16 protein-coding genes are annotated in these 14,452 nt (G+C 73.5%); 11 read left to right on the top strand and 5 right to left on the bottom strand.

Annotated elements, in window-relative coordinates; genetic code table 11:
* Window positions 1–49 precede the first annotated feature (49 nt).
* Complete coding sequence (locus ACFYT9_RS24035; RefSeq protein WP_389167025.1) at window positions 50–766, bottom strand: endonuclease V; 717 nt, start codon at window positions 764–766, stop codon at window positions 50–52.
* Window positions 767–843: 77 nt separating this feature from the next.
* On the opposite strand from ACFYT9_RS24035, the gene ACFYT9_RS24030 reads away from it, so the two are divergent.
* Both ACFYT9_RS24030 and ACFYT9_RS24025 read left to right on the top strand, forming a co-directional pair.
* Window positions 844–1,401, top strand: coding sequence for an SMI1/KNR4 family protein (locus tag ACFYT9_RS24030; protein ID WP_389167022.1), 558 nt, complete (start codon window positions 844–846; stop codon window positions 1,399–1,401).
* A 34-nt stretch (window positions 1,402–1,435) separates the two neighbouring features.
* On the top strand, window positions 1,436–1,735 hold the full coding sequence (locus ACFYT9_RS24025; protein ID WP_360315913.1) for a YciI family protein: 300 nt from the start codon (window positions 1,436–1,438) through the stop codon (window positions 1,733–1,735).
* Window positions 1,736–1,804: 69 nt separating this feature from the next.
* On the opposite strand, the gene ACFYT9_RS24020 is transcribed toward ACFYT9_RS24025, so the two are convergent.
* Window positions 1,805–2,890: an oxidoreductase gene (locus ACFYT9_RS24020; RefSeq protein WP_389167200.1), complete on the bottom strand. Its 1,086-nt coding sequence runs from the start codon at window positions 2,888–2,890 to the stop codon at window positions 1,805–1,807.
* Window positions 2,891–3,080: 190 nt separating this feature from the next.
* On the opposite strand from ACFYT9_RS24020, the gene ACFYT9_RS24015 reads away from it, so the two are divergent.
* From ACFYT9_RS24015 to ACFYT9_RS24005, 3 genes are all read left to right on the top strand, one after another.
* Complete coding sequence (locus ACFYT9_RS24015; RefSeq protein WP_389167019.1) at window positions 3,081–3,572, top strand: (4Fe-4S)-binding protein; 492 nt, start codon at window positions 3,081–3,083, stop codon at window positions 3,570–3,572.
* 185 nt (window positions 3,573–3,757) lie between these two features.
* Window positions 3,758–4,174 carry an SsgA family sporulation/cell division regulator gene (locus ACFYT9_RS24010; protein ID WP_376602287.1) on the top strand — a complete coding sequence of 139 codons (417 nt, stop codon included), beginning with the start codon at window positions 3,758–3,760 and terminating at the stop codon, window positions 4,172–4,174.
* A 251-nt stretch (window positions 4,175–4,425) separates the two neighbouring features.
* Entirely contained in the window at window positions 4,426–6,096 is a 1,671-nt protein-coding gene (locus tag ACFYT9_RS24005; RefSeq protein ID WP_389167015.1) for an ABC-F family ATP-binding cassette domain-containing protein, read from the top strand.
* Here the strand turns inward: ACFYT9_RS24005 and ACFYT9_RS24000 are convergent.
* On the bottom strand, window positions 6,082–6,555 hold the full coding sequence (locus ACFYT9_RS24000; protein ID WP_389167012.1) for an ATP-binding protein: 474 nt from the start codon (window positions 6,553–6,555) through the stop codon (window positions 6,082–6,084). The genes ACFYT9_RS24005 and ACFYT9_RS24000 overlap by 15 nt on opposite strands.
* Before the next feature lie 193 nt (window positions 6,556–6,748).
* Here ACFYT9_RS24000 and ACFYT9_RS23995 point away from each other — a divergent pair, with 193 nt between their 5' ends.
* From ACFYT9_RS23995 to ACFYT9_RS23985, 3 genes are all read left to right on the top strand, one after another.
* Window positions 6,749–7,594 (top strand): helix-turn-helix domain-containing protein, encoded by an 846-nt coding sequence (locus ACFYT9_RS23995; RefSeq protein ID WP_389167009.1) that lies wholly within the window; start codon window positions 6,749–6,751, stop codon window positions 7,592–7,594.
* Window positions 7,595–7,606: 12 nt separating this feature from the next.
* Entirely contained in the window at window positions 7,607–7,861 is a 255-nt protein-coding gene (locus ACFYT9_RS23990; protein ID WP_389167007.1) for a hypothetical protein, read from the top strand.
* A gap of 205 nt (window positions 7,862–8,066) precedes the next feature.
* Window positions 8,067–9,041 carry an acyl-ACP desaturase gene (locus ACFYT9_RS23985; RefSeq protein WP_387279823.1) on the top strand — a complete coding sequence of 325 codons (975 nt, stop codon included), beginning with the start codon at window positions 8,067–8,069 and terminating at the stop codon, window positions 9,039–9,041.
* A 28-nt stretch (window positions 9,042–9,069) separates the two neighbouring features.
* Here the strand turns inward: ACFYT9_RS23985 and ACFYT9_RS23980 are convergent, their stop codons facing one another.
* Window positions 9,070–9,342, bottom strand: coding sequence for a WhiB family transcriptional regulator (locus tag ACFYT9_RS23980; protein ID WP_387279825.1), 273 nt, complete (start codon window positions 9,340–9,342; stop codon window positions 9,070–9,072).
* A 45-nt stretch (window positions 9,343–9,387) separates the two neighbouring features.
* Window positions 9,388–10,500 (bottom strand): non-homologous end-joining DNA ligase, encoded by a 1,113-nt coding sequence (gene ligD / locus ACFYT9_RS23975; protein WP_387279827.1) that lies wholly within the window; start codon window positions 10,498–10,500, stop codon window positions 9,388–9,390.
* Window positions 10,501–10,552: 52 nt separating this feature from the next.
* On the opposite strand from ligD, the gene ACFYT9_RS23970 reads away from it, so the two are divergent.
* The 3 genes from ACFYT9_RS23970 to ACFYT9_RS23960 all read left to right on the top strand — a co-directional run bounded on the left by ACFYT9_RS23970 (window position 10,553) and on the right by ACFYT9_RS23960 (window position 14,382).
* Window positions 10,553–11,611: an ATP-dependent DNA ligase gene (locus ACFYT9_RS23970; RefSeq protein WP_376602279.1), complete on the top strand. Its 1,059-nt coding sequence runs from the start codon at window positions 10,553–10,555 to the stop codon at window positions 11,609–11,611.
* A 356-nt stretch (window positions 11,612–11,967) separates the two neighbouring features.
* On the top strand, window positions 11,968–12,216 hold the full coding sequence (locus ACFYT9_RS23965; RefSeq protein ID WP_373307825.1) for a hypothetical protein: 249 nt from the start codon (window positions 11,968–11,970) through the stop codon (window positions 12,214–12,216).
* Between the two features lie 63 nt (window positions 12,217–12,279).
* Window positions 12,280–14,382, top strand: a complete 2,103-nt coding sequence (locus ACFYT9_RS23960) for an MDR family MFS transporter (protein WP_389167003.1) — start codon at window positions 12,280–12,282, stop codon at window positions 14,380–14,382.
* The last annotated feature ends 70 nt before the right edge of the window (window positions 14,383–14,452 follow it).

Below are 14,452 nucleotides of genomic sequence, written 5' to 3'. Positions count from 1 at the left end.
ACTGTGCCGTGGGGGTCTGACAGCGGACATCCGTACGGGTACTCAGACGCTACTCAGCACGGGCCCGCTCATCGCCCACCGCCAGCGCCTCGGCGAGCGCGCGCCGGCAGAGCGCGTCGGCGAGCCGGGTGGTCTCGGGGATCCGGTAGCGCGGGGCGAGCGCGAGCGTGTGCGCGCAGGCGTTGCCGAGGGAGATCCGGTGCCCGACGGAGACGAAGACGGGTTTGACCCCGCGCCGGGTCCGCAGCGCCCGCCCGACCTCCTCGCCGTCGGCGAGCAGCGGGGCGGAGTCGCCCCGGTCGGGCCCCGGCTGGTCGTAGGTGAAGGCGAAGGGGTTCTTGGCGACGCCGATCGCCGGCCGGCCGGTGAGCACGCCGAGGTGGGCGGCGAGGCCGAACCGGCGCGGGTGGGCGAGCCCGTAGCCGTCGCAGACGAGGAGCCCCGGATCGGCCGTGAGCGCGTCCAGGGCGGCCAGCACGGTCGGGATCTCGCGGAAGGCGAGCAGCCCGGGGACGTAGGGGAAGGAGACCCGCCCCACGGCGGTCGCCTCCTCCACGACCGCCAGGGTCCGGGCGTCGAGGACCACGGCCGCGGCGGCGACCAGGTCCCGCTCGTCGTCGTACGCCACGTCGAGCCCGGTGACGTGTCCCTCCCCCGGCGGCGGCCCCTCCTCCGCCAGCACGAGCCGCCCCCGCAGCGCGCGCTGGACCTCCAGCGCCCCCGCCTCGTCGGCGGGCCAGCCCGCCGGAACCCCGATGATCCCCATGCGGCCACCCTACGGCGGAGCCTGCCCGGCACGGGTGCCCGGCTCCCGCCTCCCCGGCGTGCGCTAGCGTCCCCCCGGTGAACGCGATCGACGAGCTCGTACGCCTCTGTCCGCCGCCCTCCGTGCCGCCGCCCGCGGTGGACTGGGCACGCGCCGAACGCGCCCTCGGGGTCCCGCTCCCGGCCGACTACAAGCGGCTGGTGGAGACGTACGGCCAGGGCGTCTTCACCGAGACGGTGTGGCTGCTCGCCCCCGGCGCGGCCGAGGTCGACCTCGACCTCGTCGCGCAGACGGCCGAACGGGACGAGATCCTGGAGTCGCTGTGGGACATCGGCGAGGAGCGGCCCGAGGAGCTGGGGGAGCCGGGCGCGCGGGTGGTGCCGTGGGCGTACGAGGAGGGGTCGGGGGCGTTCCTGTACTGGCTGGCGCGTCCCGACCGGCACCCCGACACCTGGCCGGTGCTCTACAACGAGGGGCGCGGGCCGCTCTGGGAGCGCCACGGGCCGGGCTGCGCCGCCTTCCTGCTCGGGGTCCTCACGGGCACGGCGGAGACCTCGTACTTCGGCTACCTGTACGAGGTGCTGAAGCCGGCGGAGCACCGCTTCGAACCCGCCGCCGAGGCGTTCGGCGGCTGATCGCCGGGGCCGGTCCCGCCGGTAGCCTGGACGCATGTTCGTACTGGAATTGACCTACACCGCGCCCGTCGAGCGGGCGGACGCCCTCATGGACGCGCACATCGCCTGGCTGGACGAGCAGTACGCCGCCGGGGTGTTCCTCGCGTCCGGGCGGAAGAACCCGCGGGACGGCGGGGTGATCCTGGCGGCCGGGGTCGACCGGGCCGCGATCGAGCGGATCGCGGCGGCCGACCCCTTCAGCTCCGAGGGCGTGTGCGCGTACCGGATCACCGAGTTCTACGCGTCGAAGACCGTGGAGGGCCTGGCCGGCTACCGCGAGCAGCCGCCGGCCTGACCCCGGCGGTCCCCCGTGCCGGGCGGTCCTCGGCGCGGGGCCTGACCCCGGCGGCCCGAGGGCCGCTCGTCAGCGGCGGGTGAGCCGGGCGATGCGGCCCTTCTCGCCGGAGGCCCAGCAGCCGCCGTCCGGCGTGCAGTCGACGGTGTCGTACGAGCCGGTGTCCACGGTCCGCCAGGTGCGGCCGCCGTCGCGGGTGAGGTCGGTGCCGGTGGGCCCGACGGCGAGGGCGGCGCCCTCGGCGCGCGGGAGCCAGGCGACGCCGGAGCGGTAGGCGGGCGGGGGCGTGGCGGCCGGGGTCCAGGTGCGGCCGCCGTCGGCGGTGACGGCGGCGGCGCGCGGGGACGGCTGTCCGGCCCGGTAGTCGCCGCCGACCGCGAGGCCGTGGCGGCGGTCGCGGAAGGCGAGCGCGAAGACGCCGCGGGCGGGGTCGGCGGCCGGGACCGGGCTGTCGGTGACGGTCCAGGTCCGGCCCCGGTCGGCCGAGTGGAAGACGCGGGCGGTGGCGGCGGCGCCGGTCGCGAACCAGACGTCCTTCCCGCCCCGGTCGGCGGTGACCAGGCACTGGCCGCTCGCGGCGAAGCCGGCCTCGCCGGGGAGCGCCGCGGGCATCCCGGAGTCGGGCAGGACCCGCCAGCTGCGTCCGCCGTCGCGGGTGGCGAGGATGCGGAACCGCCCGTCGACCGGGTCGCTGAGGGCGAGCCCGTGCCGGCGGTCGAGGAAGGTCACGCAGTCGTAGAAGGCGCGTGGGTCGGTGTTGCGGAAGGTCTCCGTCCAGGTGGCGCCGCCGTCCTCGGTGCGCAGCAGCCGGGACGCCTCGCCCTCGCCGATGGCGAGGACGACGGCCCGGCGGGCGTCGAAGGCCTCCACGTCGCGGAGTTCCAACGTCTCGCCGCCGGGCGGCGAGACGTTTCGCCAGGTGCGGCCGGCGTCGGTGGTGCGCAGGACGGTGCCCCGGGAGCCGGCGGCCCAGGCGGTGCCCCGGTCGACCGCGGCGAGGCCCCGGAAGCGGACGTCCGTCCCGGTCGGGGTGAGCTGCCAGCCGCCCGCGGCGACGGGGGCCTCGGACGTCCCCGGGGCCGCGGGGGTCTCCCCGGCCCGCGCCGGGGCCGCGAGGGTCAGCGCCAGCGCCGCCCCCACCAGCCCCGCCGTCATCGTGGTCATCGTGCGGCGCGTGGTACGCATCTTTCGCACAGGTGTCATGGCGCCGGAAGCTAGCGGGGGCGGCCCGGCCCGTCCAGAGGGCCTCGGGGTGACGGCCCCTGAGTGCGGGCCGCGCCCGAGTGAGCGGGGGTGCGGGGTGCGCCGGAGTGCGGGGTGCGCCGGGCATTCCTAGGCTGGGCTCATGACTGAGGGACCAGCGGAGGCCGGGACGGAGTCCCCGGAATCCCCGATCGCGGAGAAGCCGCGGCTCAAGGAGTACGACGGCGAGGGCATCACCGTCACTTTCGAGCCACGCCGCTGCCTGCACGCGGCCGAGTGCGTCCACGGTCTGCCGGAGGTCTTCGACCTGTCCCGCCGCCCCTGGGTGCTCCCGGACGCCGCCGCGTCCGAACGGGTCGCCGAGGTGATCCGGCGCTGCCCGTCCGGGGCGCTCCAGTACCACCCGGCGGCGGGCGGCGGCGCGGAGGAGCGGCCGGAGGTCCCGACGACGGTGCGCCGCAACGCCGCAGGACAGCTGGTGGTCCGCGGCGATCTGCTGGTCTCGGACGAGCGGGGGGACCGGCACGAGACGCGGGTGATGCTCTGCGGCTGCGGTGCCTCGCGGAACCAGCCGTACTGCGACCGCTCCGGGCCCTGCGCGGAGCCCGGCGACGACGTCCGCGGGAGCGGGTAGCGGCGGTTCCGGGTGGGGCGGCGGCGGTTCCGGATGAGGGCGCCGGTGGTTCCGGACGGGGGCGGTGACGCACCTCACGTGGGGGGTGAGTGCACGTTCCGGCCGTTCCGCTCGTCTTCACGGGTGTCAGGTGCCCTGGTGTCGGGGAGACGCACAGGATCGCAACGCCGCGAGAGGAGCCCGCCGTGTCCGCCGTGATCGAGCAGCCCGTCCAGGCCCGTCTGGTCGCTTCCGCTCCCCGGATGGAGACCGTCCCCGCCACGCTCCGCTACGACCGCGAGGACCCGTACGCCGTCAGCATGGCCTTCCCACCGCCGGCCACCCTGGAGGGCGTCGAGGTCTCGTGGGCCTTCGCCCGCGAACTCCTCGCGCAGGGGGTCGAACGGCCCGCCGGGGACGGGGACGTACGGCTCAGGCCGTACGGGTACGACCGCACAGTGGTGGAGTTCCACGCCCCGGAGGGCGTGGCGATGGTCCATGTGCGCACCTCGGAGCTGCGCCTCTTCCTGGAGCGCTCGCAGCATCTGGTGCCCGCCGGGCGCGAGCACCAGTACCTGGACTGGGACCGGAACCTGGCCGCGCTCCTGGGCGAGCTGCCCTGAGCGGTCCCCGATATTCGTTTGCCTCCCCGCTCGGCGGGTCCTACCGTCGGTGAGGTCAGATCGCCTCCCGATCGGAGCAGGAACGTTGATTCTCTGAGGTCCCGAGACACCGTGCCGCGTGCGTGCCCCGTGCCGTGCGTGCCGTTCTCGACCTCGGTGGACGAGCCGTTCCCCACGCTGCCCGCGCCCCGGTGTCTCACGCGTCGCACTTCTTCCACGCTCACACCGTGCTCGCGGCACCGGAGGCCCTCGTGTCACATCAGCCTGTCTTTCTCTCCACCACCTCGCTCTCCTTCTCCTGGCCGGACGGCACCCGGGTCTTCGACGACCTCGGGGTGAGGATCGGACCCGGCCGCACCGGCCTGGTCGGCACCAACGGCTCGGGGAAGTCCACCCTGTTGCGGCTGCTCGCCGGCGAACTGACCCCGACCGAGGGGTCCGTACGGGCCTCGGGCGAGATCGGGTACCTCCCTCAGGACCTGGTCCTGGACACCGGCCGGCGGGTCGACGCGATCCTCGGGATCGACCGGAAGCGGGCCGCGCTGCACGCCATCGAGGCGGGCGACGCGGCCGGGGAGCACTTCGCGGTGCTCGGTGACGACTGGGACGTCGAGGAGCGGGCCCTGGCCACGCTCGACCGGCTCGGTCTCGGCTCGATCGGCCTGGACCGGACGGTCGGCGAGGTGTCCGGCGGCGAGTCGGTGCTCCTGCGGCTCGCGGCGCTGCTGCTGGCGGGGCCGGACGTCCTGCTGCTCGACGAGCCGACCAACAACCTCGACCTGTACGCCCGTTCGCGGCTGTACGAGACGGTGGAGAGCTGGTCGGGGGTGCTGGTGGTGGTCAGCCACGACCGGGAGCTCCTGGAGCGGGTCGACCAGATCGCCGACCTCCACGAGGGCGGGGTGAGCTGGTACGGGGGGACCTTCTCGGCGTACGAGGAGGCGCTCGCCGCCGAGCAGGAGGCCGCGGAGCGGATGGTGCGGGTCGCCGAGGCGGACGTCCAGCGGCAGCGGCGGGAGCTGTCGGAGGCCGGGCAGAAGCTGGCGCGCCGGAAGCGGTACGCGCAGAAGAGCTTCGAGAACAAGGTCGTGCCGAAGGTCGTGGCCAACACCCGGCGGGGCGCCGCGGAGGTGTCGGCGGGCAAGCACCGCAACCTGCACGCGGACCGGCTCGCGGAGGCCCGGGAGCGACTGGACGTGGCGGCGGAGGCGGTGCGGGAGGAGGACGAGATCCGCGTCGAGCTGCCACACACCTCGGTTCCGCCGGGGCGCGAGGTGCTGCGCCTCACCGATCTGCGGCTGCGCTACGGGGCGCGGGTCGAGGGCGGTCTCGAGCTGCGGGGACCGGAGCGGATCGCGCTGGTGGGCCGCAACGGGGCCGGCAAGACCACGCTGCTGCGGACGGTCGCCGGCGAGCTGGAGCCCGTGTCGGGGGAGGTGGAGCGGCTGGTGCCGATCCGTTTCCTGCCGCAGCGGCTGGACGTCCTCGACGACGGGCTGAGCATCGTGGAGAACGTGGCCCGGTTCGCGCCCACGGCGTCGGGGAACGCGATCAGGGCCCGGCTCGCGCGCTTCCTCTTCCGGGGGGCTCGGGCGGATCAGCCGGTGGGCACCCTGTCGGGCGGGGAGCGGTTCCGGGCGACGCTGGCGGCGCTGCTGCTGGCGGAGCCGGCTCCGCAGCTGTTGCTGCTGGACGAGCCGACGAACAATCTGGACATCGCGTCGGTGCGGAAACTGACCGCGGCCCTCCGTGCGTACGAGGGGGCGCTGGTCGTGGCCAGTCACGACCTGACGTTCCTGGAGTCGCTGGGGATCACGCGCCGGCTGCTCCTCGACGGCCGCTTGCGGCCGACGTCGGCGGAGGAGCTCCGTGCCGCGGCGGGGTTCGTCCCGGGAGCTGCTTCCGGGTCAGCGAGGGAGTAACGCCCAGGACTTGGTGCCGCCCTCGGGTGTGAGGGCGGGGGTCAGGCCCCAGTCGCCGCCGTGCTCCTCGACCGCCGCGGCCAGCAGCCACATGCCGCGGCTGCGGCGGTCGCGGCACGCCTCGGCGGCGTCCGGCACGCGGTGGGCCGGATGCTGGTCGTAGACGACGATCCGCAGGGCGTCGTACTGCCATCGCAGTCGCAGCGCCATCTCCCGGTCGGGGGTGAACCGGTAGGCGGCGGCGACGAGTTCGGAGGCGGCGAGGGCGGCGGTCTCGCGGAGTCCGGCGAGGCCGTGACGGACGAGGAGGCCGCGGACGGCCTCACGGGCGAGGCCCGCGCAGTACGCGCCACCGGGGAGCAGCATCGAGTAGCTGAGGTTCTCCGTGGCGGGGGGTATGGGCCCGGCAGCCGTGGCGGCCGGAAGGCAACGCAGGGCGCCCTTCATCGGATTGCTCACATTTCCTGTACATGGGGGTGCTCTGCACACGAGGCTCGGTCGCCGCGTGTGAGACTTGCGCTACCGACCGTAGCGCAGAAGCGGAGCACGGTGCTACTACTTGCGGGTAGTGGCGCCGTTTCCGGACCGAAGGCGATCAGCGGCGCGGGAGCGGGACGGCAGGGGGCCGCCCCGCAGGACGAGGGAGAACGACGTGCCACCCAGGAGCAGCCCCACAGCGCGGCAGCAGCGACTCGGCGCCGAACTGCGCAAGCTGCGCGAACAGTCCGGCATGTCGGCCCAGCAGGCCGCCGCCCTCCTCGGCGTCGACCGCACCCGCATCCCCAACGTGGAGTCCGGCCGCTTCGGCATCAGCCCCGAGCGGGTGCGGACACTGGCCTTCAACTACGGCTGCCCGGACACGGCCCTGGTGGACCTGCTCGCCGCCATGGCCCAGGAACGGGACCGCGGCTGGTGGGAGGAGCACCGCGGGCTCCTGCCGCCCGCCCTTCTGGACATCGCCGAACTGGAGTACCACGCGGCCGAGCTGGCCACCGCCGTGACCACCCACGTCCCCGGTCTGCTCCAGACCGAGGAGCAGGCGCGGGCGGTCTTCGACACCGCGGTGCCACCGCTGCCGGGACCGGACCTGGAGGCCAGACTCGCCCTGCGGCTGCGCCGCCAGGAGACCCTGGACCGGCCGGTGCCGTACGAGGCCCTGATCCACGAGGCGGCGCTGCGGATGCAGTTCGGCGGCCCGAAGGTCGCCCGGGCGCAGCTGGAGCACATCCTGGAACAGTCCGAGCGGGCCACCGTCACCGTACGGGCCATCCCCTTCGCCGCCGGGGGTTTCCCCGGAGCGGGACAGTCGTTCACCTATGTGTCCGCGCCCGTGCCTCAGCTCGACACCGTCCAGCTCGACTCCTCGCACGGCTCGATCCTCCTCGACGCCGACATGAAGCTGCGCCGGTACCAGGGCCTGCTGGAACGGATGCGCGGGCTCGCCCTGTCCACCGCCGACTCCCGCGCGTTCATCCGCTCGATAGCCCAGGACCTGTGAGGACCCGCACCCATGCGCCACACCATGAACGTCACGCCGCCCGCCGGCCCCGCCCCCTCCTCGCCCGCCGCCCCCGGCGCCGAGATCGCCTGGGGCGACGCCTTCTGCAGCGAGGGGGCCAACTGCTTCCGCTTCGGCCTCGACGGCGAGGGCCGGGCCTACATCGGTTCGACCCTCGCCCCCGGCGAGTACGTCAGCGACTCGGTCGAGGCGCTCCGCGCACTGATCTCCGCGGTGAAGTCCGGAGCCGCCGACCATCTGCTCTGAGTAGCCGATCAGGTGTTCACGGGTGACCGACACCGACGTGACCTGCATCTCTTTTACCCGCGCGAGCTGCACGCATAACGGAACGTAACCGGACAAGGTCCGGGAGGGACTTGGACGGCGCCTTACAGGGCCTTAACCTACGGTTTCGTAACCTACGAGTCCGTAGGTAGTTCCGTTCTCCCGCTCTCCGTCCCCAGGAGTCCCCGTGACGCTCACCTCTCCCCACCTCGGCAGCTCGGCAGGGTGGACCGACGCGCGCTTGCTGTACGCGTTGGAAGAGGTGGTGGAGAAGGAGCTCAACCGGCACCTCAAGGTCGTCAAGGACTGGATGCCGCACGAGTACGTGCCGTGGTCGGACGCCCGGAACTTCCCCGGATTCTTCGAGGACGGCGAGCCCTGGGACCCCACCCAGTCGCCGGTCACCGACATAGGGAAGACCGCCCTCGTGGTCAACCTGCTCACCGAGGACAACCTCCCGAGCTACCACCACGAGATCGCCAGCCTCTTCGGCCGCGACGGCGCCTGGGGCACGTGGGTGCACCGCTGGACCGCGGAGGAGGGCCGGCACGGCATCGTGATGCGCGACTACCTCCTCGCCTCCCGCGCCGTGGACCCGGACAAGCTGGAGCAGTTCCGGATGTCCCACATGAGCGAGGGCTTCGAGTCGGACAACCGCCACTCGATGCTGCACTCCGTGGCGTACGTGTCCTTCCAGGAGCTCGCCACCCGCATCTCGCACCGGAACACCGGCCACCAGTCGGGCGACCCGGTCTGCGACCGGATGCTGGCCCGCATCGCGCTCGACGAGAACCTGCACATGATCTTCTACCGCAACCTCCTGAAGGCCGCGCTGGAGATCGCCCCCGACCTGTCCATGCAGGCCGTCCGCGACGTGGTGGTCAACTTCCGGATGCCCGGGCACGGCATCCCCGGCTTCGAGCGCGCGGCCGCCCAGATGGCGATCGGCGAGATCTACAACATGCGCATCCACCACGACGACGTCCTGGAGCCGGTGCTGCGGCACCTGAAGGTCCTGGAGATCTCCGGTCTCGGCCCGGAGGGGCTGCGCGCCCAGGAGGAGCTGGGTCTCTACATGAACGGGCTGGACGCGGAGGCCACGAAGTTCGACGCGAAGCTCGCCGCCCGCAAGGCCCGGATGGCCGCGCGCGCCGCCGGCTGAGCACCGTCCGCACTCCCCCGGGGGCGGCTCAGGAGCGCTGCGTGCGCCGGAGCCGCCCCCGCTCCTTCTCCGAGAGCCCGCCCCACACCCCGAACCGCTCGTCGTGCGCCAGCGCGTACTCCAGGCAGGCGACGCGCTCCTCGCACCCCCCGCAGAGCTGCTTGGCCTCGCGGGTCGAGGAGCCGGGGGCCGGGAAGAAGAACTCCGGTCCCGCCTGGGCGCACAGGGCGTTGTCACGCCAGGAGAGGTCGCCGGCGGGGCGGGAGGCGGGGAAGGTCAGGACGTCCGTGTCGGTCTGCATGGCTCCACCCTCGCGCGGGGCGCTAAACACACCGTCAACGTCCGATCAATGCGGCTCGTCGGCCGTACCGGAAGCCGGCCCGGAAGCGCCCCCGGGATCCGCGCCGGACCGCGCGCCGGAGTCCGCGCCGGAAGCCTCTCCGGCTTCCTTCTTCGCCCGGCTCGGCTGGACGCGCTTCGGCTCGCCGGGCATCTTCGGGTACTCGGGCGGATAGGGCAGGTCCCCGAGGTCGTGCTCGGCCTCGTCGCGCCGGGCCAGTTCGAGGAGCGGCTCCAGGTCGAAGCGTTCGTCGTCCATGTCGGCGTGCACGTCGCCCAGCTCGGCGTACCGGGCGGGCATGGTGCGGATGTCGAAGTCCCGCGGCACGGCGTCGTCGATCTCGTCCCAGCGCAGCGGGGCCGAGACGGGGGCGTGCGGCCGGGGGCGGACCGAGTAGGCGGAGGCGATCGTGCGGTCGCGGGCCGTCTGGTTGTAGTCGACGAAGATCCGCTCGCCGCGCTCCTCCTTCCACCACTTCATGGTGACCCGGTCCGGCATCCGCCGCTCCAGCTCCCGGCCACAGGCGATGGCGGCCCGCCGGACCTGGACGAAGGTCCAGTCGGGGCGGATCGGGACGAAGACGTGCAGGCCGCGCCCGCCGGAGGTCTTGGGCCAGCCGCGCAGCCCGTACTCGTCGAGGACGGCCCGCAGCTCGTGGGCGGCGCGGACGGCGTCGGCGTAGTCGGTGCCCGGCTGCGGATCGAGGTCGAGGCGCAGCTCGTCGGGGTGGTCGGTGTCCGCGCGCCGCACCGGCCAGGGGTGGAAGGTGACGGCCCCGAGGTTGGCGGCCCAGAGGACGGCGGCCGGTTCGGTGGGGCACAGCTCGTCGGCGGAGCGGCCGCTGGGGAAGGTGATGTGCGCGGTGGGGATCCAGTCCGGGAGGTACTTGGGGGCCCGCTTCTGGAAGAAGGACTCGCCGGTCACCCCGTCGGGGTAGCGCTCCAGGGTGGTGGGGCGGTCCCGCAGGGCGCGTGTGATGCCCTCGCCGACGGCGAGGTAGTAGGTGACCATGTCCAGCTTGGTGTAGCCGGGCTCGGGGAAGTAGATCTTGTCCGGGTTGGAGACGCGGACGGTGCGCCCGCCGGCCTCCAGTTCCACCGCTGCCGTCTTGCCTGCCATGGGCGCCACCCTAGAGCTCGCCGACATCTATCGCATACCGGACAATCAACCCATGGATCTGCCGGTGATGCCGCCCGTGAAGCCGATGCTCGCCAAGTCCGTGAAGAAGATCCCGCCCGGGATGCAGTACGAGGCCAAGTGGGACGGCTTCCGGGCGATCGTCCACCGCGACGGCCCGGACCTCGTCATCGGCAGCCGCACCGGAAAGCCCCTCACCCGCTACTTCCCCGAGCTCGTGGAGGCGCTGAGGGAACGGCTGCCGGAGCGGTGCGTGGTGGACGGCGAGATCGTCGTCGAGCACGGCGGACGGCTCGACTTCGACCGGCTCAGCGAGCGGATCCACCCGGCCGACTCCCGGGTCCGGATGCTCGCCGAGACCACCCCGGCCCGCTTCGTCGCCTTCGACCTGCTCGCCCTCGGCGACGACGCCCTGCTCGACACCCCGCTCGCCGAGCGCCGGGAGGCCCTGGAGCGGATGCTCGACGGCGTCACCGCCCCCGTCCACCTCGCCCCCGCCACCCGGGACGCCGAGCTGGCCGCGCGCTGGTTCGAGCAGTACGAGGGGGCCGGGCTCGACGGGGTGATCGCCAAGCCGCTCGACCTGCCCTACCGGCCCGACGCCCGGCTGATGTACAAGATCAAGCACGAGCGGACCGCCGACGTGGTCGTGGCCGGCTACCGCTTCCACAAGAGCGGGCCCGTCGTCGGCTCGCTCCTCCTCGGCCTGTACGACGACCGGGGCGCCCTCCAGCACGTCGGCGTCTGCGCCGCCTTCACCGCGAAGCGCCGCGCCGAGCTGATCGAGGAGCTGGAGCCGCTGCGGATGGACCCGCCCGACGGGCACCCGTGGGCCGCCTGGGCCGAGGAGGCCGCCCACGCGGGGGCCAGGCTGCCGGGCGCGCCGAGCCGCTGGTCGGGGAAGAAGGACCTGTCCTGGGTGGCGCTGCGACCCGAGCGCGTCTGCGAGGTCGGCTACGACCACATGGAGGGCGACCGCTTCCGGCACACCGCGCAGTTCAAGCGCTGGCGCCCGGACCGCGCTCCCGACTCGTGCGGATACGGGCAGCTGGACGAGCCCGTCTCGTACGACCTGTCGGACGTACTGAGCTGACGATCGTCCCGGTCGTGGCGCTCCGGCGCCACGTGATTTCCTTCACACCACAGCCGCCGTCCGGGGGCTTGCGCCGCGCCCGCCCGGTTCCGCGGCCGGCCGCCGGCGCCCGCGATGCGCACGGTCCCTGCGGAAAGCGGATCCGGCGCCGTGCCCCGTACCTGCGGGAACGCCGGCACGCGTGATCACCCGCCGCCTGGGGTCCCGGGCGGGTGCGCCCGCGCACTCCCGGCGGGGCGAGCGCCCCCGGCGTACGGCGGCGCCGGGGCCGTACCGGAACCGCTCCCGCCGTCCGGTACGTATGGAGGTGAGAGCCCTTCCCGTCCGCCCCCACGAACCGCTAGGACTGACCCGTGATCGCCTCGCCCTCTCCCCTCGTCCCCGTCCCGATCCCCGACCGCGTGGCCGCACTCATCGGCTCCTGTCTGCCCGCGCACGTCCTCCAGGCGGAGATCGAGGCGGACTGCGCGGCGCGCGAGGTCTACCGCTTCCGCGGACCGCTCTGCGCGGAGGACCGGGCCGACCGCGAACACGCACTGGCCGCTCTCGCCCGGGCCAACAAGATCCTGGCCAAGCACCACCCGACCCTGCCCGTACGCCCCTGACGGCATCGCCCGTTCGGCCGCACCCGCCGGGCAGCGGGGGCGGCGCGGTGTGACGCTGCGAGGGTGACCACGACCAGCGACGCAAGCCCTGCCGCCCCGGCCGCGCCCGCACCGCCCGTGCTCGACGGGCGCCGCCGCAACATCGTGTTCGGCACGATCATGCTCGGCGTGCTCCTGGCCGCGCTCGACCAGACCATCGTGGGCACCGCCCTGCCCACGATCGTCGCGGACCTCGGGGGCGCCGCCCACATGTCGTGGGTCGTGACCTCCTATCTCCTCGCGGAGACCGTGGCGACGGTCCTGGTGGGCAAGTTCGGCGACCTCTTCGGCCGCAAGGTGATCTTCCAGATCTCCGCCGTCATCTTCATCACCGGCTCGTTCCTCTGCGGCCTCGCCACCAACATGACGCTGCTGATCGTCTGGCGCGGCCTCCAGGGCATCGGCGCCGGCGGCCTCATGGTCACCTCGATGGCGCTGATCGCCGACGTGATCCCGCTGCGCGAACGCGGCAAGTACCAGGGCGCGATCGGCGCCGTGTTCGGCGTCTCCACGGTCATCGGGCCGCTGCTCGGCGGCCTGTTCACCGACCACGCCAGCTGGCGCTGGGCCTTCTACGTCAACGTGCCGATCGCGATCCTCGTCGTCATCGCCGCCGCCCGCACGATCCCCTCGGTCCGCTCGGCGAGCCGGCCGGTGATCGACTACCTCGGCATCGCGCTCGTCGCGGTCGGCTCCAGCGCCCTGATCCTGGCGACCAGTTGGGGCGGCAACGAGTACGCGTGGGGCTCCGGCGTCATCATCGGTCTCTTCGTCGGGGGCATCCTCGCCCTCGGACTGTTCTGCTGGGCGGAGTCCCGGGCGGCCGAACCGATGCTGCCGATGAAGCTGTTCCGCAACCCGGTCTTCACCGTCTGCTCGGTGCTGAGCTTCGTCGTCGGCTTCGCGATGCTCGGCGCGATGACCTTCCTGCCGACCTATCTCCAGTACGTGGACGGGGACTCGGCGACGGTCTCCGGCATCCGGACCCTGCCGATGGTCGTCGGCCTGCTGATCGCCTCGATCTTCAGCGGCAACGTGGTCAGCAAGACCGGCCACTACCGGGTCTTCCCCATCGTCGGCTGCGCGGTGATGGGCGTCGGGCTCTATCTGCTGTCGCTGATGGACGAGACGACCGGCACCTGGCTGGAGTCGCTGTACATGTTCGTGCTCGGCGTCGGCATCGGCCTGTGCATGCAGGTCCTGACGATCGCCGTGCAGAACACGGTGGACTACGCCGACCTGGGCACCGCCACCTCCGGCGTCACCTTCTTCCGCACCCTGGGCAGCGCCTTCGGCACCGCCGTCTTCGGCACGATCTACGCCAACGCCCTGAAGCCCAACCTCACCGCCGGGGTCGCCGAGGCGTCCGCCCTCGCCCGGCAGGCCGGGCTCGACCCGTCGGGAGTCGCGGCGGCCGCGCAGAGCCCGCAGGGAGTGCACGGACTGCCCGACGGGGTCGCCGCGCCGATCGTCCGCGCCTACGCCGACACCCTCCACACCGTCTTCCTGTGGACCGTCCCGGTCGCCGCCGTCGGCTTCGTCGTCGCCCTCTTCCTCAAGCAGGTGAAGCTCCGCGACACGGCCCGGGAGGCCGCCCCCGACATGGGCGAGGGCTTCGCCTCCCCCACGAGCGGCGGCGACTCGGCCAAGCTGCTCGAACTCGCCGTGGGGCGGCTGCTGCACCGCATGGACCGGGACACCGCCCGGCGGATCGTCGCCGGCTCCGACACCCGGCTCGACATGGCCGGCGCCTGGGCGGTCATGCAGGTCGAGCTCTACACGCGGACGGTCGGCCACGCCAGCCTCGGCCTCATCGCGGCGGGCCGGCGCCTCCCGCCCGAGGTGATCCTCCCCGTCTTCGACCGGATGGTCGACGAGGGCTTCCTCACCCGTGACGGCAACCTCCTCTCGCACACCCCGGCCGGTGCCCGCGAGGCCGAGGTCATCACCCACGCGTGGGGCGACTGGCTCGCCGACCGCCTGGAACTGGAGCGCGGCCGCCCCAGCGGCCCCGAACTCCGCGCCGCGGCCGACGCCATCGCGAAGAAGGCCGTCGCGGAGGACCTCTCCACCGGCCTCCCGGCGAGCCGCCCGCACACCCGCGGGACGGTCACGTCGGGGCGGTGACCCGGGGACGGAAAGCCGGCCCGACGTGACCGGGAGGCGGCGGCGTCCTCGTCTGGTCGCCGCGGGCGGC

The organism is Streptomyces sp. NPDC004435 (genome assembly GCF_042873895.1).
Taxonomy (GTDB): Bacteria; Actinomycetota; Actinomycetes; order Streptomycetales; family Streptomycetaceae; genus Streptomyces.
This window is presented reverse-complemented; position numbering and strand designations above follow the sequence as displayed.